Source organism: Streptomyces luteireticuli (assembly GCF_041519305.1).
In the GTDB taxonomy this organism is placed as follows: domain Bacteria; phylum Actinomycetota; class Actinomycetes; order Streptomycetales; family Streptomycetaceae; genus Streptomyces; species Streptomyces luteireticuli.
Map to the genome: position 1 here is coordinate 5,546,481 of NZ_CP167927.1, position 21,762 is coordinate 5,568,242.

Annotated in this window: 18 protein-coding genes and 2 pseudogenes; 10 read left to right on the plus strand and 10 right to left on the minus strand. The window is 71.4% G+C overall.

The features are described from left to right. Positions 1 to 15: 15 nt before the first annotated feature. Positions 16 to 1,380 (plus strand): hypothetical protein, encoded by a 1,365-nt coding sequence (locus AB8735_RS24960; protein WP_372409484.1) that lies wholly within the window; start codon positions 16 to 18, stop codon positions 1,378 to 1,380. A 251-nt stretch (positions 1,381 to 1,631) separates the two neighbouring features. Here the strand turns inward: AB8735_RS24960 and mgtA are convergent, their stop codons facing one another. The 3 genes from mgtA to AB8735_RS24975 form a co-directional block, all read right to left on the minus strand. After that, positions 1,632 to 4,193 carry a magnesium-translocating P-type ATPase gene (gene mgtA / locus AB8735_RS24965; RefSeq protein WP_372409486.1) on the minus strand — a complete coding sequence of 854 codons (2,562 nt, stop codon included), beginning with the start codon at positions 4,191 to 4,193 and terminating at the stop codon, positions 1,632 to 1,634. Further along, positions 4,177 to 4,584 carry a metalloregulator ArsR/SmtB family transcription factor gene (locus tag AB8735_RS24970; RefSeq protein ID WP_344023352.1) on the minus strand — a complete coding sequence of 136 codons (408 nt, stop codon included), beginning with the start codon at positions 4,582 to 4,584 and terminating at the stop codon, positions 4,177 to 4,179. The genes mgtA and AB8735_RS24970 overlap by 17 nt, the downstream gene beginning before the upstream one ends. Positions 4,585 to 4,677: 93 nt before the next feature. Further along, on the minus strand, positions 4,678 to 5,865 hold the full coding sequence (locus AB8735_RS24975) for an MFS transporter (RefSeq protein ID WP_372409488.1): 1,188 nt from the start codon (positions 5,863 to 5,865) through the stop codon (positions 4,678 to 4,680). 90 nt (positions 5,866 to 5,955) lie between these two features. On the opposite strand from AB8735_RS24975, the gene AB8735_RS24980 reads away from it, so the two are divergent. After that, complete coding sequence (locus AB8735_RS24980; RefSeq protein WP_372409489.1) at positions 5,956 to 6,891, plus strand: LysR family transcriptional regulator; 936 nt, start codon at positions 5,956 to 5,958, stop codon at positions 6,889 to 6,891. On the opposite strand, the gene AB8735_RS24985 is transcribed toward AB8735_RS24980, so the two are convergent. Further along, entirely contained in the window at positions 6,848 to 7,081 is a 234-nt protein-coding gene (locus AB8735_RS24985) for a DUF397 domain-containing protein (RefSeq protein WP_372409491.1), read from the minus strand. The genes AB8735_RS24980 and AB8735_RS24985 overlap by 44 nt on opposite strands. Continuing rightward, entirely contained in the window at positions 7,069 to 7,881 is an 813-nt protein-coding gene (locus AB8735_RS24990; RefSeq protein WP_372409493.1) for a helix-turn-helix transcriptional regulator, read from the minus strand. The genes AB8735_RS24985 and AB8735_RS24990 overlap by 13 nt, the downstream gene beginning before the upstream one ends. A 128-nt stretch (positions 7,882 to 8,009) precedes the next feature. Between AB8735_RS24990 and AB8735_RS24995 the strand changes: the two genes are divergently transcribed. The 4 genes from AB8735_RS24995 (at position 8,010) to AB8735_RS25010 (ending at position 9,549) form a co-directional block, all read left to right on the plus strand. Next, the gene (locus tag AB8735_RS24995) at positions 8,010 to 8,180 is read left to right on the plus strand and encodes a hypothetical protein (protein ID WP_372409494.1); all 171 of its coding nucleotides are present in this window, start codon (positions 8,010 to 8,012) and stop codon (positions 8,178 to 8,180) included. Then, on the plus strand, positions 8,180 to 8,386 hold the full coding sequence (locus AB8735_RS25000) for a DUF6255 family natural product biosynthesis protein (protein WP_372409495.1): 207 nt from the start codon (positions 8,180 to 8,182) through the stop codon (positions 8,384 to 8,386). Before AB8735_RS24995 ends, AB8735_RS25000 begins: the two co-directional genes overlap by 1 nt. A gap of 76 nt (positions 8,387 to 8,462) precedes the next feature. Further along, on the plus strand, positions 8,463 to 9,056 hold the full coding sequence (locus AB8735_RS25005; protein WP_372409497.1) for a hypothetical protein: 594 nt from the start codon (positions 8,463 to 8,465) through the stop codon (positions 9,054 to 9,056). 184 nt (positions 9,057 to 9,240) lie between these two features. Beyond that, positions 9,241 to 9,549, plus strand: a complete 309-nt coding sequence (locus tag AB8735_RS25010; RefSeq protein ID WP_372409498.1) for a hypothetical protein — start codon at positions 9,241 to 9,243, stop codon at positions 9,547 to 9,549. 58 nt (positions 9,550 to 9,607) lie between these two features. Here AB8735_RS25010 and AB8735_RS25015 read toward each other — a convergent pair whose 3' ends face one another. Beyond that, positions 9,608 to 10,573, minus strand: coding sequence for a D-alanine--D-alanine ligase (locus tag AB8735_RS25015; protein WP_372409499.1), 966 nt, complete (start codon positions 10,571 to 10,573; stop codon positions 9,608 to 9,610). 341 nt (positions 10,574 to 10,914) lie between these two features. Between AB8735_RS25015 and AB8735_RS25020 the strand changes: the two are divergent. Continuing rightward, positions 10,915 to 12,054 (plus strand): annotated as a pseudogene (locus AB8735_RS25020) (FAD-dependent monooxygenase); the annotation flags it as partial. A gap of 9 nt (positions 12,055 to 12,063) precedes the next feature. On the opposite strand, the gene AB8735_RS25025 reads toward AB8735_RS25020, so the two are convergent. Next, entirely contained in the window at positions 12,064 to 12,813 is a 750-nt protein-coding gene (locus tag AB8735_RS25025) for a transposase family protein (RefSeq protein WP_372409500.1), read from the minus strand. Between the two features lie 115 nt (positions 12,814 to 12,928). On the opposite strand from AB8735_RS25025, the pseudogene AB8735_RS25030 reads away from it, so the two are divergent. Further along, positions 12,929 to 13,261, plus strand: a pseudogene (locus tag AB8735_RS25030) (FAD-dependent oxidoreductase); the annotation flags it as partial. A gap of 42 nt (positions 13,262 to 13,303) precedes the next feature. Here AB8735_RS25030 and AB8735_RS25035 read toward each other — a convergent pair. The 3 genes from AB8735_RS25035 to AB8735_RS25045 all read right to left on the minus strand — a co-directional run bounded on the left by AB8735_RS25035 (position 13,304) and on the right by AB8735_RS25045 (position 17,312). Next, a complete protein-coding gene (locus AB8735_RS25035) occupies positions 13,304 to 14,872 on the minus strand; it encodes an FG-GAP-like repeat-containing protein (RefSeq protein ID WP_372409501.1) in 1,569 nt (522 codons plus the stop codon). A 280-nt stretch (positions 14,873 to 15,152) separates the two neighbouring features. After that, entirely contained in the window at positions 15,153 to 16,772 is a 1,620-nt protein-coding gene (locus AB8735_RS25040) for an FG-GAP-like repeat-containing protein (RefSeq protein WP_372409503.1), read from the minus strand. Positions 16,773 to 16,817: 45 nt separating this feature from the next. Beyond that, entirely contained in the window at positions 16,818 to 17,312 is a 495-nt protein-coding gene (locus tag AB8735_RS25045; protein WP_372409505.1) for a hypothetical protein, read from the minus strand. Between the two features lie 668 nt (positions 17,313 to 17,980). Here AB8735_RS25045 and AB8735_RS25050 point away from each other — a divergent pair. Then, positions 17,981 to 21,259, plus strand: a complete 3,279-nt coding sequence (locus AB8735_RS25050) for an ALF repeat-containing protein (protein WP_372409506.1) — start codon at positions 17,981 to 17,983, stop codon at positions 21,257 to 21,259. Between the two features lie 68 nt (positions 21,260 to 21,327). After that, the gene (locus AB8735_RS25055; RefSeq protein ID WP_372409508.1) at positions 21,328 to 21,723 is read left to right on the plus strand and encodes a hypothetical protein; all 396 of its coding nucleotides are present in this window, start codon (positions 21,328 to 21,330) and stop codon (positions 21,721 to 21,723) included. Positions 21,724 to 21,762 lie beyond the last annotated feature (39 nt).

Consider the following 21,762-nt stretch of genomic DNA (forward strand, 5'->3'; position numbering starts at 1 on the left):
CCGAGGAGTACCTCCATGTCCGCCATCCCCCGGGCGTTGCCCAGGCCGCTGCCGGCCCTTCTCGCAGGGCTCTTCGCGGCCCTGCTCGCGCTGGCCGGCACGGTGACCCTCGCCCCCGCCGCCCATGCCGCCTCCGGTCTGAACGCGGTGGCCGACGGGCTCAAGAAGAGCCCGGTCTACGTCGACCCGCGGGCCTCCGCCCAGCTGCCGGCGGCGGACGCGGACGCGCTGGCGAAGAAGATCAAGGACGCGGGGAAGCCGGTGTTCGTGGCGGTGCTGCCGGACACGGCGGAGTTCCCGAAGAGCACGGTGCTCAGGGACCTGCGCCGTGAGGTCGGCATCACCGGTCTGTATGCCGTCCGCCTCGGCGACGGGTTCAACGCGGGCGCGGACGGCCGGGTCATGTCGCGGAACGCGGTCCAGAACCTCGTCGGCGACGTGAAGCGCAACGACAACGCCAACGCCAAGACCGAGCTCACCGCGTTCGTGGACGGCGCGGTCAAGGACGCCAAGGGCCACGCCCCGAGCTCCTGGGGCGGCTCCTCCGACTCCGGCAACGGATCCACCGCGCTGATCGTCGGCGGCGTCGTCGTCGCGGCGGGCGCGGGCGGCGGGTACGCGCTCTACCGGCGCAACAAGAAGAAGCGCGAGGAGCGCGAGCGCGCCGAGCTGGACGCCCTGCGCGTCGTCGTGGACGAGGACATCACCGCCTTCGGCGAGGAGCTGGACCGGCTGGACTTCTCGCCGCGCGAGGCGGGCGCGACCGACGCCATGCGCCAGGACTACGGGCAGGCGCTCGACGCGTACGAGGAGGCCAAGTCGCGGATCGCGGCGGCGCAGCGGCCGCAGGAGGTCACGGCGGTGACCGAGTCGCTGGACAAGGGCCGGTTCGCGCTGGCCACCCTGGCCGCCCGGCGCAGCGGAGCGCCGCTGCCCGAGCGCCGGCTGCCGTGCTTCTTCGACCCGCGGCACGGGATGTCCGTCGTGGACGTGCAGTGGGCGCCCCCGGGCGGGGCGGTGCGCACGGTGCCCGCGTGCCAGGCGGACGCGACGCGGATCGCGAGCGGTGCGGAGCCGATGTCCCGCACGGTGCAGACCGACGCCGGTCCGCAGCCGTACTGGAACGCGGGTCCGGCGTACGGGCCGTGGGCGGGCGGCTACTTCGGCGGCGGGATCCTGCCGGCGATGCTGGTGGGCACGATGCTCGGCAGCATGATGAGCGGTCCCGCGTATGCGGCGGACCACTCCTTCGGGGGCGGTGACTCCGGCCCGGAGGGCGGGGAATACTCGGGCTCGGACTTCAACTCCGGTGACTTCGGTGGCGGAGGATGGGGCGACGGGGGCGGCGGTGGCGGTGATTTCGGGGGCGGCGACTGGTAGTTCCGGGCCCTGGGGCCCGGGTTTCTTCCCCCACCCCGCCCCTTCCCGAAACCGGGGTGGGACCCCGGGCCCCGCAATGCGGCTCCGCCGCATTGTCCTCAAACGCCGGACGGGCTGGATCGTGCTCCCGGGCACGAATTCAGCCCGTCCGGCGTTTGAGGACGAACGCGGCGAAGCCGCGTTGCCCCGCGCGGAGCGCGGCGAGAAACGGTGAAAGGGCGGGACCGGGGCACAATCCCCCCGGCGAACCCTCAGCGGGCAGCGCCCTCGTACCGCCGCCGCGCCACCGCCAACCCCGCCCCGTACACCACCAGCACCCCCGCCAGCAGCGCGTACGACACCGCTGGCAGCCCCGTCATCGACAGCAGCGGCCCCAGCGGGGACAGCGGCAGCAGCAGGCCGACGACCGCCAGGGCGGCCGTCGCCAGGCGCAGTGCCCCGGGCACGCCCCGCCGCCCGGACCGCAGCAGCAGCATCACCATCGCCTGCGTCAGCAGGTTCTCCGTGAACCACCCGGCGTGGAAGGCCTCTTCGGCCCCGCCGTGGCTCAGCGTCAGCACGGCGAACGTCGCCACGTCCGCCGCCGCGTTCAGCACCCCGAACGCCGTCACGAAGCGCAGCAGATCGCGTGGACGCAGCCGTGCGGGGCGGCGCAGCACCCCGTCCGCCGGGCGGTCGAAGGCGAGGGCCAGCTGGGCCGCGTCGAAGCAGAGGTTCTGGACCAGCACCTGGGCCGGGAGCATCGGCAGGAACGGCAGGAGCAGCCCGGCGACCAGCATGGCGATGACGTTGCCGAAGTTCGACGAGAGCGTGATCCGCAGGTAGGCGGAGATGTTGCCGGTGCTGCTCCGGCCCGCGAGCACCGCCCGGTCCAGCGCGGTGAGGTCCTTCGAGGCGAGCACCACGTCCGCCGTCTCGCGGGCGACGTCCACCCCGTCCCGCGGGCAGACGCCGACGTCCGCCTCGCGCAGCGCGGCCAGGTCGTTGACGCCGTCGCCGAGGAAGCCGGTGGTGCGGCCGCCGGCCCGCAGCGCCCGGACGACGCGGGCCTTGTGCTCGGGGGCGCAGCGGGCGAAGACCGTCGTCCGCGCGGCGAGCGGGGCCAACTCCTCGTCGGAGAGGCCGTCCAGCCGCTCCCCGGTGATCACCTCGCCCGGTGGCAGGCCGAGTTCGCGGCAGACCCGGGCGGCCGTGCCGGGGTGGTCGCCGGTGAGCACCTTCACCTCGACGCCCCGGTCGGCGAGGACCGACAGGGCCTCCGCGGCGGTGGGGGCCACGGCGTCGCGGAGCGCCACGAAACCGGTGAAGTCCAGGCCGCGTTCGTCGGCCGGCCCGTACGGGCGCCCCCGCGCCGGGCGTTCGGCGCGGGCCACGGCCAGCACCCGCAGCCCGTCCGCCGCGAGCTCACCGGCGTGCCGGAGCAGCCGTTCGCGCTCCGGAGCGTCGAGCGCGCAGCGCTCCAGCACTTCCTCCGGTGCGCCCTTGACGACCAGCAGATGGGTCCCCGCGAGGGCGAAGCGGGGGTCCCCGGCCCGCCGGACGACGGCGGTGGACAGGGGACGGCCGGGGGCGCAGGGGAGCGCGGCCACGCCCTCGTACTCCTCGGCGGCGTCCACCACGGTGTCCCCCGCGGCGTCGAGCACCGCCTCGTCCAGGGCGTCGGGAACGGGCAGTTCGGCGAGCTGGAGCGTCCACAGGGCATTGACGGCGGCCCAGTGCAGGACGTCGGGGTCGTCGGTGCCGTGCCCGTCCACGGCCCGGTCGAGGACCGGCCGGTCCTGGGTGAGCGTGCCCGTCTTGTCCACGCAGAGCACGTCGACGGCGCCCAGGTCGTGCAGGGCCGGCAGCCGCCGCACGATGACCTCGCCGCCGCGGGCCAGGGCGGCGGCGCCGCGGGCCAGCGCGGCCGTGACGACGACGGGCAGCATCTCGGGCGTCAGCCCGACCGCCACCGCCACCGCGAAGGGCAGCGTCTCCATCCCGCGCCCGCGCAGCAGCGCGCTCGCGAGCAGCACGAGCGGCGCGGTGAGCAGCATGAACCGGACGAGCGTCCAGGCGATGCCGTTGACGGAGCGGTCGAACGGCGACGTCCGCCGCTCCCACGCCCCGGCCCGGGCGCCCGGGAGCGCGCCCGACAGCCGGGTGCCGGCGCCCGTGGCGACGACGACGCCGGTGGCGGTGCCGGAGACGACGCTGCTGCCCTGGAGGCAGAGGTGCTCGTGGTCCCCGGCCGGATCCCCGGCGGCCAGCTCCGGGACCCGCTTGGCCACCGGCCCCGACTCGCCCGTCAGGGCCGCCTCGTGGACCGTCAGCCCCGTCGCGCGCAGCAGGCGCAGGTCCGCCGGGACGAGATCGCCGGGGCCGAGGAGGACGACGTCGCCGGGGACGAGTTCGTCCACGGGCAGTTCGCGGTGGACGGGCGGCGCGTCCGGTGCGGGGCGGCGGCGGACCGTCGCCGTCGTCGCGATCAGTTCGCGGAGCGCGGCCGCCGCGCGGTCGGCGCGGTGCTCGCCCGCGGTCCGCAGTGCACAGCTGACCGCGACGAGGACGGTGATGACGCAGGCCGTGCCCCAGGACGCCAGGACCGCCGACACCAGCCCCAGGCACAGCAGGACGGCGGTGAACGGATCGCGCAGACCCCGGCCGAAGCGGCGCAGCCGGCCCTCCGGACGCCGGTCGGGAAGGACGTTCCCGCCGTGGCGTACGAGGCGGTGCTCCGCCTCGTCCTCGGTCAGTCCGCGCGGGCCGCTCCCCAGCTCCCGCAGCGCTTGAAGGGTGGAGCCGGCCTGGCCGCCGTCAGGCGCCCAGGCCACGGAGGCGTCCGGAACCGGAGGCGGAACCGGTCCGGGACCGGGGCACGGTGTCGGCCTGGCGGTCGGCGAGCTGGCCGACCATGAGACGGACGATGGTCACCACATGGGGGTCGTCCACCAGGTAGACCACCCGGCGGCCCTCGCGCCGCGACCGGACCAGGCCCGCGAGCTTGAGCTTCGCCAGGTGCTGGCTGATCGCGGGCAGCGCGCCGCCGACCCGCTCCGCCAGTCCGCTCACATCGCTCTCGCCCTGGGCCAGCGCCCAGACCAGATGGAGCCGGGCGGGCGAGGCGAGCAGCCCGAACGCGGCGGCGGCCTCGTTCAGTACGTCCGCCGACGGGTCGGCGCCTTGTTCGACGATGCCCTCGAGTCTGCCGACGCCTGCCGCCACTGTCGCTCTCCCGTCCCGGTCGGGCCTCAGCGTGCCCGCGCGGGGACCAGTCTAGGCAAGGCGGTGGCAAAGTCCCCGGGGCCTGTCCGCCGCCTACGTCCCTGCGGCGGCCGTCGCCGCCTTCGTCCCTCCGCGTCCCGCCAGGGCCAGCGGCACCGCCGCCGCCACCGCGAGCAGGCCCCCGAGCCACAGCGCCCCCGACAGCGACACCGCGTCCACCGCGCGTCCGCCCAGCAGCGCCCCCAGCGAGATCGCCACGTTGAACACCGCGACGAACAGCGCGGAGGCCGCCTCGCGCGCCTGCGGCGCCGCCTGGGTCAGCCAGGTCTGTGTGCTCACCGACACGCCCCCGTAGGCCAGCCCCCAGATCACCAGGAGCCCGGCCGCCGCTGCCGTCCCGCCTCCGGTGAACGACACCATCGGCACCACCACCCCCAGCACCACCGCGATCGTCAGCAGCACCGCACGCGGACGGCGCACCACCGCCGCGCCCGCCAGGAAGTTGCCGCCCACCCCCGCCAGCCCGTACGTCAGCATCAGCGCGCCGATCGTCCCGGAGTCCGTCCCCGGCAGCCGCTCCAGCGCCGGGCGGACGAACGTATAGCCCGCGAAGTGCCCGCTCACCAGCAACAGCACGACCAGCAGGCCCAGGCGTACCGCCCGTCCGCGCAGCAGCCGGGGCATCGCCCCGAAAGAGGACCCTTCCTGCGCGGGCAACGGCGGCAGGAGGACCGCCAGCGCCGCCGTCACCAGCAGCGCCACCACGCCCATCGCCGCGAAAGCCGCCCGCCAGCCGAACCGGCCGCCCACCAGGGTCCCGGCCGGCACACCGAGCACCGACGCCACTGCGATCCCGCTGAACACCAGCGACGTCGCCGCCCCCGCCGACCGCGCCGGCACCAGCCGTCCGCCCAGCCCCGTCGCCACCGCCCAGACCCCGCCGATGGACACACCCACCAGCACCCGCAGCGCCACCAGCACCGCGATGTCCGGCGCCACGGCGGCGAGGAAGTCGGCCGCCGCCAGCAACCCCATCAGCAGCACCAGCAGCCACCGCCGGTCCAGCCGCCCCGCCGCCCCCGTGACGAGCGGCGCGGCCGCGGCCGCCACCAGCCCGGGCACGGTCATCGTCAGCCCCGCCGTGCCGTCCGACACCCCGAGATCCGCCCCGATCGGACTGAGCAGCCCGATCGGCAGCATCTCCGTCGTCACCACCGAGAACGTCCCGCCGGCCACGGCCACCACGGCCGGCCAGCCCCCCATTTCCCTGATCTTCGCCATGCGCCCAGCCTCCGCGGCGCCCGGACCGGGAACAACGGCCGATCCCTCACCCTTCTATGAGCGGGGCTCATCGATCTCGGGGGTGGCGGAGTGGAGCTGCGCGAACTGGAATGCTTCCTCGTCCTCGCCGAGGAACTGCACTTCGGACGTACCGGCGAGCGCCTGTACGTCTCGCAGAGCCGGGTCAGCCAGCTGCTGCGCTCCCTGGAGGGCCGCATCGGCGGGCGCCTCGTCGACCGCACCAGCCGCCGCGTCGCCCTCACCCCGCTCGGCGAACGCTTCCTCGCCCGGCTCCGCCCGGCCCACGACGCGCTCGGCGCCGCCGTCGAGGACGCCCGGGGCGCGGCGCGCGGGGTGGAGGGCGTCCTGCGCATCGGCTTCCAGGGCACGGCGGACGGGCAGGTGACGGCCGCCGTCCACACGTTCCAGGACCGTCATCCCGGCTGCACCGTCGACATGTCGGAGATCCCGCTCGCCGACCCCTTCGGCCCGGTCCGCCGGGGCGGCTGCGACGCGGCGGTGGTGCTGCTGCCCGTCCGCGAGCCCGACCTCGCCCTCGGCCCGGTCTTCTCCCGCTACCAGCAGACCCTCGCGGTCTCGGTCCGCCATCCGTTCGCGCGGCAACCGTCCCTGTCGGCCGAGGACTTGGCCGCTCTGCCCCTCATCGCCATCGCGGGCACGGCCCCCGCATACTGGCGCGAGGCACAGGCCCCCTCCCGCACCCCCGGCGGCCGTCCCGTCCCTCCCGGCCCGTCCGTGACCACCCTCCAGGAGGGCCTCGCCCTCGCCGCCGCCGACCGCGGAGGCATGCTCCTGTGCCGCAACACGGCCGATTACCACGGCCGTCACGACCTCGCCTTCGTCCCCGTCACCGGCCTGCCCGAATCGGCCCTCGGCCTGGTCCGGCGCCGGGGTGCGGAGACGGTGCCGCTGCGGGCGTTCGCGGACGTCCTGGCGGAGGTCGCGGGCGGTGCGCGAGCGGTCACTCCGGGCCGGGCATCGAGTCCGCACGGAGCGCCGAGGTGAACGCCGACCAGGAAGGGGCGGGGAAGGCCAAGGGTGTGAGATGGGGGGATTTGCTGTCGCGGACGGGGACGGTGCCGTTTCCCGTACGGGCGAATTCGACGCACTGGCCCTCATTGCCGCCACTGAAGCTGGACTTGCTCCATCTCGCGCCGGTTATGCCGGATATGGCGGACGAGCTCATGGGATCCATTCCTCCATCACGTCACGAATCAACGCCAGGGATTCCTCCGGGGAGAGCGCGTCGGCGCGCAGCCGATCGTAGGTGACGGCCGCGTTCATCACCGTCGTCGGTGAGTCGATCACCTGGCCGGAGACCGGGTTCTCCACATAGAGGGCGTCGGGTTCCCCATCGTCGAACTTCAATACGTCGAAGGGGAGATGCGCGGCAGCGGCGCCGGACCGGTAAGGGAGCACCTGGAGTGTCACGTGCGGCGAATCGGCCTGTTCGAGCAGGTGTCCCATCTGCTCCCGCATGACCGCCGGTCCGCCGATCGAACGGCGCAGGCACGACTCGTCGAGAACGACCCACAGCAGGGGCGGATGCCGCCGGTCCCACACCCGGCGGCGCCGGGCCCTTCGCGCAACCCTCTCCGCGGTCGCGTCCGCGTCGTCCCGGGGATGTACCTTCCGGAAGACCGCATGGGCGTACCGCTCGGTCTGGAGCAGCCCCATGATCAGGGTGGGGCTGAAGTCCAGAATCGTCGTCGCCCGCTGCTCCAGCGCGAGATACGGCTCGAACCAGTTCGGATACCCCCGCTCCGCGACCCGCCTGCGCAGCCGCGCGAACGTCCCCGGCGTCCCGAAAACCCGATCGCACGCGTCCGCGAACTCCGGGCTCGCCAGCCGCTCTCCCGCCTCCACCTTCGCCACGTACTGCTGCCCGTACCGGGCCTCCTCGGCCAACTTGCGCTGACTGAAGCCGCGTTCCAGTCGCCAGGCCCGTACCTCGACGCCGAGATACGCCGCTCCGTCCAGTGGTTCGTCGGCCATGCTCCGTTCACCCCAGATCGTTTGGCGTGGGCCGGGACCTTCTCACCGTAGGCGCGGAGCGCGACGCTGAGGGTGCGGGCGGTGAGCATCGCTCGCATGAGTGACAAGGAAACTGGAGTTCCGACGCCATGGCTCATACCCCTCAACCGGCCGGTGAAGCGGCCCCGGTTCCGCCCGTCGGCTGCGCCGAGTGCCGCCGCCTCAAGGCCGGCCGCGCCGAAGCCGTCCGCGCGGGAGACCGCGAACTCGCCGAGGGGTGGGCCGTGGTGCACGGTCGGCATGTGCGGTACTGCCACTGATGGCGGGGGTCGCGGCGGCCAACTGCCGCCACCCCAGGGGCGGGTGGAGCACCACATCCGGCGTGGCGACCTGCGTCGTCTGCGGTGTACGCCGTTTCCCCACGTACGTGGCGCTCCGCCCGGCGGCCGTCAGCGCCGAACGCCCGGAGCCGCCGTCCCCGGAGCGGCGCACGGTCCGGGGAGCGGGGGTGGCGCGGCTGTCATGAACATCCCCGCGTACACTCGGTCGCCGTTTCCGGCCGCACTGGCCGGAAGAGCACCATTGAACGTACGGGGGAAACCTTGCGCACCACCAAGAAGACCGCACTCGCCGCCGTGGCCGTGTTCGCGGCCCTGGCGCTGACGGCCTGCAACGGATCCGACGACGGCAAGAAGTCCGGTGGGAAGGCCGCGCCGGACAGCATGAAGTCCGAGGCCCTCAAGGCGGGGCAGCCCGCCTCCGAGCTGCAGGAGCTGACGGCGGACAAGAAGACGGGCAAGTTCACCGTCACCGGGCAGCGCGTCGTGATGGGTAAACCCGAGAGCCTCAAGGGCAACAAGGAGGACGAGAAGAAGTACGCGGGCAAGACCGTCGCGTACGTCTACCTCAGCGCCAAGCTGAGCGACGGCGACGCGCCCATGAAGCCGCCCATGGTGATCACCAACATCGGCGCCCTGAGCCAGGGCAGCCTGCCCGCGACCCGCCTCATGGTCATCGGCAGCCTCCCCGGCACCCCGGCCGACTGCCACGACGAGGACTTCAACAAGCCCTGGCAGAAGGGCGAGGAGCGGACCTTCTGCCAGCCCGTCGTCGTCCCGGAGAGCAGCAAGGTCTCCCACATCACCTTCATGCGCGGTTTCTACAAGGAGCCGCTGAAGTGGGCCCTGGAGAAGTGACGTTGCGACGTCCACCGCAGACCCTTTGTGTCACCCACTGTGACGAATTTGTCTGCCGATGTAACTGATCGTGGCACTGGGCGGTCAGTTCGGCGGGGGCGTGGCCTCGGCCGACGGACCGGTCGGCGGTTCTTCCTGCAGAGGCGGTGGCGGGGGATGTTCCGCCACTCTCAAGTCGGCCCGGGTGTACGCCGGTCAGGCCACGCTGAACCCCCTCACGCTCCAGCTGGAGAACCTCAACGCCAGGGTCATGGACGCGGAGTGCGGCGAGCCGGTGGGAGGCATGGTGGTGAAGTTCTACCTGGCCAGTGGCAGGGCGGTGGGCACCGCCGTCACCAACGGCCGGGGCGTCGCAGTGGTCAACAGCCCGCTGTCCATTGCTCCGTCGACGGTCCAGGCGCTGCTCGGCGGTGGCTACTACGCCGACGCGGAGGGGAACGGTACGTACGGAGGGGCCCAGGGCCACGGCTCCGTCGAGCTGGGCACGGTCTGAGCCGAAGCGGCCGTGGTGAGGCCCTGTTCGTCCGCCCGCCCGGCGGGCGACGGGCCCCTCACGGGAGATAGCCGGGCTTGGTGAGGGCGGTCCTCGCCACGTGCCGGATCAGAGCCGGGTAGGTGATGCCGTCGGCGCGGGCCATGGCCGCCAGATTGCCCCGGGGGGAGAGGCCCGGCAGGGTATTGGCCTCCAGCAGGGTCGTCCGCCCGTCGGCGGTGACCAGGAAGTCCACCCGCAGCACGCCGTGCGCCCCGATCAGGCGGAACACCCGCTGCGCGTCGTGCCGTACGGCCTCGGTGATGTGCGTGGGGAGGAGCGATGGACAGTTCTCCGTGCACAGGGACGCGTCGCGCTTGGCCCGGTTGTCGTAGAACTCCCGTCGGGTCACCACATCCAGCACCGGCAGCGTTCGCAGCCTGCCGTCGACCTCGATCAGGCCGACCGTGCAGTCCCGGCCGTCCCTGATGTACTCCTCCACCATGAACTCGGTGTACGGGAATGCGCGAGCACCGGCGAGCAACTCCCGTAATCGCGCCTTGTCGTGAGCGATACCGGCCGCGAGACTGGCGCCGCCGGACGCGGGTTTGACGAAGACGGGATATTCCAGGCCGGCGGAGGCGAGGGTGGCGGCGACGGACCGTTCGGGCCGGAGGACGGCCCAGCGGGGCGTGTCGATTCCGGCCTGTGCGGCGAGCATCTTGAACGTCGGCTTGTGCATGCCCAGAGCCGATGCCAGCACGCCGGACCCGCTGTAGGGAATGCGGAGCGCGTCCAGGGCACCCTGGATCTTCCCGTCCTCGCCGCCCAGGCCGTGCACGGCGAGCAGAGCGAGGTCGATGCGCCCGGGCAACTCCCCCGGACCGGTGCGGGCGAGGTCGATCAGCTCCACGGCGAGGCCGGATTCGGCCAGAGCCTTGGACGCGCCTTCGGCCGAGGAGATAGACCCTCGGCACTCGGGAGCGGTCCGGTCGAAGAGGATCCCTGTCCTCGCGTTCTCCAGGCTCTGAACGGCTGTGGCCATGCAAGCCCCTTCGTTCGCACTCACGTCGGCTGCCGCCGGGACGGCGCAAGAGATCACCGACCGGTGGGGAACCGGGCCGAACATCCATCGGGTGGGAACATCCGCACCCGGTTCCTGGCCCGGGACAGGGCGGTGGAAAGACAAGGCGGTGGAAAGACAAAAAAGGCAGGGATGAATACTCACCCTTGCCTCTCCCAAGGTATAGCGCACCGGGGGCCTTGCGGCAAGGCCCCGGTCATGCCGCAGAATCACCGACCGAGGCCAGGACCTGCGGATATCGGCGATTCGACGTCGCGCCGGTTCCGGCCTGATTCCAACGCGTCGGAAAAATGGGGGAATTCATGGTGGACGTGATCGTGGTCGGCGGCGGACCCACCGGCCTGATGCTGGCCGCCGAACTGCGGCTGCACGGCGTGCACGTGATCGTGCTGGAGAAGCTGACCGAGCCGACCGGGGAGTCCCGCGGACAGGGCCTGCACGCGCGCAGCGTCGAGGTGATGGACCAGCGCGGCCTGCTCGGCCGGTTCCTCGCGGTCAGCGAGAAGTTCCAGGTCGGCGGTCTCTTCGGCGGCATCGCCAAGCCGTGGCCGGACCGGCTGGACACGGCGCACGCGTACGGCCTCGCCACCCCGCAGCCGGTCACCGAGCGGCTGCTCGAGGAGCGCGCGCTCGAACTCGGTGCCGGGATCCGGCGCGGCTGCGAGGTGACCGGCCTGGAACAGGACGAGGACGGAGTGACCGTCGAGCTGGCGAGTGGGGGCACCCCCGCCAATGAGGGCGTAGCCGGCGGGGGAGGAACGAGGCTGCGCTCGCGCTATCTCGTCGGCTGCGACGGCGGCCGCAGCACCGTGCGCAAACTCCTCGGCATCGCATTCCCCGGAGAACCCGCCAGGGTCGAGACCCTGGTGGGGCAAATGGAAATGACCGAGGACCCGGCGACAATTGCCGCCGCCGTCAAGGAAGTCAACAGGACCCAGCCGCGATTCGGCGTCACCGCCCCCGACGAGAACGGGCTGTGCCGCGTGGTCCTGCCGGCCGACGGCGTGGCCGAGGACCGCGGGACCGCGCCGACCCTCGACGACTTCAAGAAGCAGCTGCGGGCCTTCGCGGGCACCGACTTCGGCGCACACTCCCCGCGCTGGCTCTCCCGGTTCGGCGACGCCACCCGGCAGGCCGAGCACTACCGCGCCGGCCGGGCGCTGCTGGCCGGGGACGCGGCGCACATCCACCCGCCGACCGGCGGGCAGGGCCTCAACCTCGGCGTCCAGGACGCGTTCAACCTCGGATGGAAACTGGCCGCCGCCGTCAACGGCTGGGCACCGGAAGGACTCCTCGACACCTACCACACCGAACGCCACCCGGTCGCCGCCCGCGTCCTGGACAACACCCGCGCGCAGATCACGCTGATGGGAACCGGCCCCGGCGCGACCGCACTGCGGGAACTCTTCTCGAAGCTCATGGACTTCGACGAGGTCAACCAGTGAGCTCTTTCAGCAGTGCTGCTCCAGGGTGAGGACTGCTCTGGCGATTGCCGTCATTCGATTCGGGCTGCACCGGGCTTTGCGGAAGATCCGCCAGGACTTCAGGCGGGCCACGCCCCTCTCCACCGGTGCTCGCGCTGCCGACAGCGCGCGGTTGACTGTGCGCTGGGTCGGCGACAGGTCCCCGCCCGGCGGGCGCCTGGCCGGTGTCGTCACCCATGAACTGGCACCCATGTAGGCGCGGTCGGCGAGCACCGGGATGCCTTGGCGCTCGCAGATCCGGATGATCCGGTGGGTGCGCGCTGCCGTCAGGTCGTGGGCCCGGCCGGGCAGTGTGGGCGAGATCCACAGCAGCCGCCCGGCCGGATCGGTCACCACCTGCACGTTCACCCCATGTCGGCGATGCTTGTGGGAGTAGTCGGCCCGGCTGTCGCCGACCCGGTCGCACTCCGCCAGGGTGCCGTCGAGAAGGACGTAGTCAGGGCCGGCCTGGCGCAGAGCGCGCAGCAGGCCGGGCGCGCGGTCGGCGAGCAACTCGACGACAGCCGCGGTGTAAGCGTGTGCCGTGCCGACGGAGATGCCGAAGCCGGCGGCGAGTTGGGCAAGAGTGTCGTGTCTGCGCAGGTACACCAGCCCGACCAGGGCACGCTGGTGCGGCGGGAGTTTGCAGCGGCGGTCACCCTCGCGGGTGACGATGAGCATCGTGACCCACTCGACCAGCGCATGCGGCAGGTCGAGTGCGGCAGGATAGGGAACCAACGAGGCTCCTGTGCCGATGGGTTGAGACTTCGAACACCTCCCTCAACGGCACGGGAGCCTCGTGCGTTGCGGACACCGACGCCCCCACCCGATCAGTGGCCACACTGAAAGAGCTCAGTACATCACCGGAATGATCACCGCGGTCGGAGTCCGCTACGACCTCGGCGAGGGCCACGAGCTCCTCGGCCGCCGACTGCGCGACCTCCGGCTGAAGCAGGGCCGCCTCTACGACCTCATGCACAGCGGCCGCGGCCTCCTCCTCGACCGGACCGGCCGCCTCTCGGCCGAAGGCTGGACGGACCGGATCGACCACGTCGTCGACGTCAGCGAGGAACTGGACGTCCCCGCAGTCCTGCTGCGCCCGGACGGCCACGTCGCATGGGCCGGCGAGAACCAGCAGGACCTGCTCGCCGCACTGTCCCGCTGGTTCGGCGCCGCGGCCCGCTGAGCGCACCGCGGCGGAGACGCCCGCATCCGGTCCGCCACGACGTCATGCGATGGACCGGATGTTCTGCCATCCGCTCGCGCCCACCAGGGTCGGCTCGCCGTCGACGGCGCCGCCGTCGGGTTTCCTTTCCCCCGCGTAGTGGAGCAGGGTGCCCTCACGGGTGGTGGCCCACAGATCCGCGATCCCGTCGTGGTCCGCGTCCGCCGCTCCGGCGATCAGCGGGCGGTTGAGGGTGTCCCAGCCGCGGCGTCCGTAGACGGTGCGGTCGCCGAAGGTGCCGTCGGGCCGGCCGTGGTAGAGCCAGAGCGTGCCGTTGTCGTTCTCACGTACGAGCAGGTCGGGGCGGCCGTCGCCGGTGGCGTCGCCGGGCGCGGTCAGCGTCATGGGCGCCCAGCCTCGGGCGCCGATCCGGACCCGGGGCTTGAGGTGCGGCTTGTCGGCCGGGTCGCCGGGGCAGAGCCAGAGCTGGTCGTCGTAGCCGGCGACCAGGTCCGGGAAGCCGTCACCGGTGACATCGCCGACGCTGACGATCCGGCTGTCGGTGGGCAGGCCGGAGCCGACGCGGATACGCGTGCCCAGGGTGCCGTCGCCGTTGTTGGGGTAGACCCACAACTCTCCGCCCATACGGACGAGGAGGTCTTCCCGGCCGTCGCCGGTGTAGTCGCCCCGGTGCGTGATCGCGGCCCCGGAGAAGCCGTCGCCGATGACCGTGTGGCCGCCGGTGACCTTGCCGTCGCCGGACCCGCGGTAGAGGCGGAGTCTTCCGGCGTCGTCCACGGCGACCAGGTCCGGGTGGCCGTCGCCGGTCATGTCACCGGGGACGGGTGCGCCTCGCAGATACACGATGATCGGCGCGTGGTCCGAATAGCCGTTGGGCTCCCCGCTGTCGGGCTCATTGGGGGTCGTGTCCATGCGCGACTTGTCGATGTCCCAGTGCATGACGCGGCTCTTGCCTGCGGCCTTGGTGAAGTAGAAGTGGTCGAGCTTGTTGGTGTCGCGGTAGGTGTAGCCGTCGATGACCCGGTCGAGGCTCTCGGTGAGCGGCTTCATCTGCGCGGCATTCGCATTGCGGTTGAAGTCCCCGCCGAGCAGCACATCGGTGCCGAGATCCGTGCCGAGGTGGTTCTTGACGTTGAGAACCTGTTGGCCGACGCGCGCGTCCTCGCCGGGCTTGAGGTGGGTGGTGCATACCCGGGTCGTCCAACCCCGCACCGTGGCGCACAGGATCGGCAGGGTCTGCTTGTCCTTGCCGGTGGGGTCGGCCGGGAGGGTGTTCTCGGTGGTGATGCCCTCGACCGTGCCCTTCACGGCGAGTGCGATGCCCAGTTGGCCCTTCAGACCGGCGCGGCAGTCGGTACGTCCGTCCCCGCGGGCGCCGACGGCGTGCTCGACGAACCATTCACTGCCGAGCTTCTCGCGCAGCAGGTCCGCATGGCTGCCGGGTGCGCCGCCGCACACTTCCTGCAGCATGACTACATTCGCCCGGTGCTCATCGACCAGCTGCTTGATCTGGTCGACCTTTTTCTCGGGTTCGTTTCGGTAGGGGCAGTAGCCGTCCTGGCCGCGGTCACCGCCTGCCTCACCGCAGATGTTCCAGGACACCGCGCGCACTTCGGGAACGGTCCGTTGCGGTGCCCCGGAAGGCGTGGGCGAGGCCCCTGCCGGAGTGGGAATCGCGATGACGGAAGAGGCAGCGAGCCCAAGGCCCGAAAGCCATAGGGGAATACGGGAGGAGCGTTTCACCGGCGAATCCTGTTCCTGGCCCCCGCGGCAGTGCAGGGGTGCGTCGACGGGAAGAAGTGTGTGACGTGAACGGCGTCAGGGGGCCGACGACTTGTCGTCGGCCCCCTGACGTCCTGATGTGCGCCGCACGGAGCGGATCACTTGTGGATCACTTGCGGAGCACGACTCCGGCGGGCCACACGGAGCGCCCGTCGCCGAGGGCCCCCTTGCCGTCACCCCCGTACCAGCGCATCTCGTAGGCACGTGCGGGCAGGCCCATGGCGGCCTGTGTGGCGTCGGTCGCCGCTTCCTTCGCCCTTTCGCTGGCGGACAGGTTGTCGGGAGCCCAGCGGCCGATCAGGTCGGCCTTGCCGTCACCGTTGAAGTCACCGCCCATGACTGCCCACATGGACCCCCAGGACTTGTCCCGCCACATGTCCCGGGCATCGTCGAACGAGCCCTTGCCGTTGCCCGGGTAGAGGCGGAGCTGGCCGTCGTACGCGGCCATCGCGATGTCGTCCTTGCCGTCGCCGTTGAAGTCCCCGGTGGTCAGGTGCTTCGTGCCGCCCCAGGTGCGGTCGCGCCACATCTCGCGCTTCTGGCCGGTCAGCGTGCCGTCCGGGCCGGTGGTGTAGCTGAACAGCGCGCCGTTGCCCCAGACGGCGATCAGGCCGTCCCGGCCGGAGTCGTCGGCCTTGTAGCGGGCGATGTGCTGCATCGTGGCCCAGGACGAGTCGTTCCAGATCTTCTTGCGCGGGGCCAGGTTGCCCTTGTTGTCGCCGAGGTACAGGTAGAGGTTGTCGTCGCCGCCGAGGGCGATGATGTCGCCCTTGCCGTCGCCGTTGAAGTCACCGCCGACGATCTTCTTGTAGCTCTTCCAGGAGTCGTCGTTCCACAGCGGACGGCCGTACTCCAGCGTGCCGTCGGCGCTGGTGTAGTAGGCGTGCAGCGTGCCGTCGTAGTGGATCGCGGCGACGTCCGTACGGCCGTCGCCGTTGAAGTCGGCCGTGGTGAGGAAGTTCTCCTTGACCATTCCGGCCTTGCTGATGACACGCGTCTGCTGGATCCAGCTGTTGACGTCGTCCACGCGGGTGTTGACGGTGCCGGTACGGGACTCGTTCACCGTGCCGAGGCAACCACCCTGCCAGGAAGCGTGGTTGACACCGACCAGCTCGAACGTGCCGCCCTTCTCGCGGAAGAGGGGGCTGCCGGCGTCGCCCTTGCACATGCCGGCGCCGTTCTTGCCGGTGGCGTCGAAGGCGCCGTCCTTCACCGCGTCAACGGTGAACACGCCCGAGTGCGCCTTCCCGGGCACCCACTGGTCCTTGGTCCGGCCGAAGCCGCTGCCGAGCAACTCCTCGCCCTGGGCGGGCGCGTTGGTGCCGACGGTGACCGGGGTGGCGGTGGAGCCGAGCCCGCTCTGGAGCAGCGCCATCACCAGGTCGCGGTCCTTGTGGGGAACGAGCCGGACGACCTTGGATCCGCGGCCGCCGCCCGCGGCGGTCACCAGGGTGTTCTCCTTGGGTGCCCCGGCGGCGACCTTGGAAGCGTCGCCCGTACCGTCCGCGAAGCAGCTCGCGGCGGTGAGCACCCACCGCTCGTCGATCACGGCGCCGGTGCAGCTCCGCTTGCCGTCACCGATGTCGAGCTTGACCGTGAACTGGTACTGGCCGTCCTTGACCTCGTCCCCGACGACGGCGTGTGCGGGAGCGGCGACCAAGGCGCCGGTCGCGACGACGGTGGTGAGGACCCCAGCGGCCCATATCGGGCGCGAACCTCTGCCGAACATGTTTCTACCTCGTGAGTGTTGGTGAACGCGAAGGGGTGCGCCCGGCTACTTCTTGGCGGTGATTTCCAGCAGGGTGAAGTCGCGCGACTGCGAGTCGTCGGTCTCACCGATGGCTGTCCACTGGTTCTTCTGCAGCTTGAAGGACTTCTCCTCCTCGCCCGTGGTCATGTTGACGTCGACGTTGTAGTCGTTGCCCTTGGCCGTGTAGGCACGGGGCAGTTCCAGGCTCAGATAGCCGGTCGTGCCGGTGACACGGAAGCAGAACTTCCCCTGGCCGACCTTGTCCCTTGTCTTCATCTTCCGCGCGTCGACCTCGATCAGACCGGGCTGGTCGTCGCATGCGACGAGCATGATGTTGCCGTCGCCCCGCTTCAGCTTGATGCCCCGGTCCTCGAAGATCTTGTCGGCATTCGGATAGGTGAAGTCCTCGACCGTCGACGGAGGAGTGTCCGACGGGGAGGCTTCGCCGCCGCTCGCCGCGGCAGTGGTCATCGCGGTCCCGCCCGCGATGACACCGATGGCCGCACCGGCCACAAGCACTCGAGAAATCAACCTCATCGGTCCCTCACCCTCGTAATCACATGTGTGGAAACGCGCATGCGTGAGCACGTGCCTGCAGACGCATGGGATCCGTCCCCGATCGCGGGTGGGCCCGGCACCTTCCCCCATAACCGGTCCGGACGGTGAGCCCGCACCCCCCGCGAAAGGCTCAACGCGCCATTGTTACCACCTGTTCGGGTTTACCGGGAAATTGAGCGCGGGTGGCGGGCATCACATGCCGTCAGGATTTCGGATCCTTATTCAATGTTCCTTGACAGTGCGACATGCGCGATGTTAGGTCGGCCGATTGTGCGTCATCGCATTACCTGTGACTTGCGTCTCGCCCGTGCTGATGCGGAATTACTTATTCCGAATTCTGCAACCCGCTGGCCGCCGTCATCTTCCGGAATCTGCAAGGGAGTTGCCCGTCCGCGGTCGGGTGTCGCAGTCGCTCTCCGCCAGTTATGGGAGGCCGGCTGCTTGGGTATGTCATTGCGAGGCCTTTGCCTGTGTGATCGTCTCTCCCCTGGGGGGTTGACTCCCGCGTTCCGTAATAAGAATGAGACCTCGCAAGAGGTGGGGAAGAAACGGGAATGAAGAGATCTGATATATCGCGTGGGTGGAACTCACGCAGGGGGGCCACGGCAGCCGTCGCTCTGGGCCTGGCCATGACGGTGTTCGGTACGACGGTGGCCCAGGCCGTTCCCGCCGAGCCGGATGCCTCCGCGCTTCCGGCGGACTCGCGGGCGCAGGCGGTCGAGGCGTGGCGAACCGGCGGGACCGCGGTCAAGGACGCGGCCGCGAGGGCGCTGACGGGTTCGGACGAGGACCTCCGCTCCTTCCTCACGCAGGAACTCGACCGGGCGACGGCCGAGGACGAGCGTTTCGCCGTGGTGAAGATGCTCAGTTCGTCCGGCAAGGGCGTGCGTGAGGCCGCGTCGAAGGCGCTGGATGGTTCGGACGCGGACATCCACGCATTCATCAAGTCGGGCTACAAGGACCCGCTCGACGACGACCGGCGCGTCGCGGTGGTCACCGTGATGAACAACGGTGACCGGGGCGTCCGGGAAGCGGCGCAGGAGGCGCTGGACGACGGTTCGGCCAAGGCGCTGGACGCGTTCCTCACGAAGGGCCGGTTCGAGGCCCAGGAGGAGGACGACCGCGTCCGGACCCTGAAGATCATGCAGGCCGGCGGGCCCGAGGTGAAGAAGCAGGCGCAGCGCGCGCTGGACGGATCGCCGCAGAACGTCCGGGAGTTCCTGGAGACGGGCCAGAATCTGGCGCGTACCCGGGACCAGGAGACGCTGACGATCTCCCAGCTGGCCGACGCGGCCAAGGAGGCCGGCAAGCGCGCCAAGGCCGAGACCGACGCGGCCAAGGAGGCGTCGGCGCGGGCCGAGGAAGCCGCGGCGAAGGCCAAGGAGCTCGCGCAGAAGGCGGCCAAGGAGACCGAGGCCGCCAAGGGCGACCTGAAGGCGGCCGGCCGGGCCGCCAACCGCGCGGCGGCGGCCGCCGAGGGCGCGGCGGGCGCGGCGCGCACCGCCATCGCGGCGTCCAACACGGCGGTTTCCGCCGCCCGTACGGCCGCCGCGGCCGCCCAGGCCGCCGCTTCGGCCGCTGCCGCGGCGGGCCAGGCGGCCGTGCGCGCGTACAACGCGGCTTCGGCCGCGGCGGGCGACGCGAGCCAGGCCGCCGCGGCCCGGGAGGCCGCTCAGGCCGCGCGGAACGCCGCCGCCGGTGCGCGTACGGCGGCCGCGGCCGCTTCGGATGCCGCCGACGCGAGTGCGGCGGCCGGGCGTTCGGGTGCCGCCGCGGCTCGTGCCGCGCAGAACGCGGCGGCCGCGGCGGCCGCTTCGGCGGACGCCAGCAGCTCCGCCGGTGAGGCGACGGCCCAGTCCCGCCGGGCCCGTGAGGCCGCCGACATCGCAAGCAGTGCGGCGAACAAGGCCACCGCGGCGGCGGGCCGGGCTCAGTCGCTCGCCGACCAGTCCGCTTCGGCCGCCCGTGACGCGCGGGACGCCGCCAACCGCGCGGCCGGGCACGCGGAGAACGCGGCCAAGGCGGCCGACGGCGCGGCCGCCGAGGCGGGCAAGGCCAAGGACTGGGCCAACAAGGCCACCGAGCATGCCAACGCGGCGGTCGAGGCCGCCAAGTCCGCCTCCGACGCGGTGACTCGGGCACAGAACGTCGAGAAGCTGGCCCGTGAGAGCGAGGCGGCCAAGCTCGACGCCGACACCAAGCAGGGCGTCGAAGAGGCCAAGGCCGTCGCGAAGGGCGACCAGGAGGACCGCGCATGGGCGACCGGTCTGCAGAGGCAGGGCACTGCCACTGACAAGGAGACCAAGGAGCTCCTGGACAAGGCCATGGCTCCCGGGACCGATACCCGGACCGTGGTGGAGCTCGGCCGGAAGGCCGCGGTCAACCTGCTCGCCAGCACGGGGGCGTGGACTCGCGGCGCGGCCGAAACCGCCCTCTCCGGGCCGGACGACGCCGTGGTCACCTGGGTGAAGACGGACTACAGGAAGGCCCGGCAGCAGGACGACCGCGAGAACGTCCTGCAACTGGCCAGGATCGGTGGCTCCGACCTGGCGGCGGAGGCGGCCAAGGTCCTGCGGAGCGACGACGCGGACGCGGCGGAGAAGTTCCTGACCAAGGGTGTCTTCGACACTCAGGCCGAGGAATACCGGGTGCGGGTCGTCAAGCTCATCAACGGTGCGGGCAAGGCCGTCAGGGCGGCGGGCAACGCGGCCCTGGACGACGGCAGCGTCAAGGCTCTGTACGCCTTCCTGTCCACGGGCTACGCCGAGGCCCGGGCCGAGGACGACCGTGTCGAGACGGTCCGCGTCATGAAGAACGGCGGTCCGAACGTCCAGGCGGCCGCCCAGGTCGCGATGTCCGGTCCGTCCTGGATGCAGCACAGCTTCGTCCAGCAGGGCCAGTACAAGGCGGCCCAGTTCGACCAGGACACCGCCGTTCATGTGGCATCCGTCCAGGCGCTGATCGCCGACGCGGCACGCGTGGCCGCGGACGCGAACAAGAACGCGTTCCAGGCGTCCGAGGCGGCGGCCAAGGCACGGAACAAGGCCAAGGAGGCCGGCGAGTGGGCGGACAAGGCCCGCGCCTCGGCCGACGAGGCCAGTGGCTACGCGAAGCAGGCCGCCGACAAGGCCAACCAGGCGGACGCCTCGGCAGCGGCGGCGGCGGACTCCGCCAAGAGGGCCAAGGCCGCGGCGGCCACGGCCCAGCGGGCCAGCCGGCAGGCCAACTACTCGGCCAACCAGGCCGCTTCCTCGGCGGAACAGGCCGTTGCCTCCGCGATGAACGCCCAGGCGTCGGCCGCCAGTGCCGGCCAGTCGGCGACAGCCGCCGGCCGGGACGCGGCGGCCGCTTCCCAGGCCGCCAGTGAGGCCAACGCGATCGCCATCGAGAAGCGCCGGCAGGAGCAGGTGGCGGCAGCGGCCAAGGCGGCCGAACAGGCCAAGGCGAACGCCGCGAACAAGGTCGATCCCGCCGACAACGCGAGCAACGACACGGTCAAGCTTGTCAGCGCCGAAGGCAGCTTGTCCGGTGGCAAGGACGACCCGTGTGCCAAGGCCAAGGACAAGACCTCTTGCGAGTGGGCCGGCCACCTCGGGCATGTATCCACCGTGACCGGCGCGCTCAGTGTGGGCGCGCTCGTCTTCGAGGTCACGGCACCCGCGTCCATGCCCCTGGCACTGGCGTCCGCCGGGACTGCCGTCGCCAGTACACTTTTCACCGGTGCCGCATTCGGCTTTACCAGCCGTGAGTTCGTCGAGAGTGCCGCCACCACCGCCCTCGGTCTGGGGACGTGGGGGATCGGGTCCGCAGCCATCAGGGAGATCCCGGGGGGCAACAAATTGATGTCGAAGTCAATCGACGCCATCCACGGGGCCGTTTCTCCCATCATCGGGTGGTTGGGCTGGTGAGCTCCGACAAGTAAACGATCCGCTGTGGGGCCCGCTTTCGCGGGCCCCACAGGGCAAAGGAAAACAACATGCAGCCGCCCTCCATCCCCTTGTGCGCCTGGTGGATCTTCTCCGCAGGGGTAACCCTGGTGTTCTGGGCCTGTTTTGTTCCGGTCACCCCCAAGGGCCGGCTTCGCATTCAGATTTCTCTCATGCCGGTGCTTATGGCCGGGCTCTTCACCCTGAACTCCGTGGTGAAGGGGGCGAATTCCGAGGTGTCGCTCGCGTTCTACTCGTCCGTCATCCTGCTGTTCGTGCTGGGCTTCCTCGGCCGCAGGCGCGAACTGAGGGTGAAGTTCCACGACCTGGCCGCCCATGGGGAGCGTCCGGAGAACAGGCTCTCGGCCGGTGCGTGGGTGCAGTTCGCGGTGTCGGCGGTGGTTCTCTGCCCGCTCACGGTCTGGATCATTTCCGGAGCGTCGTAGGAGCCGGAGCATCATGGGAACAGGCGCCCTCCCCGGGTG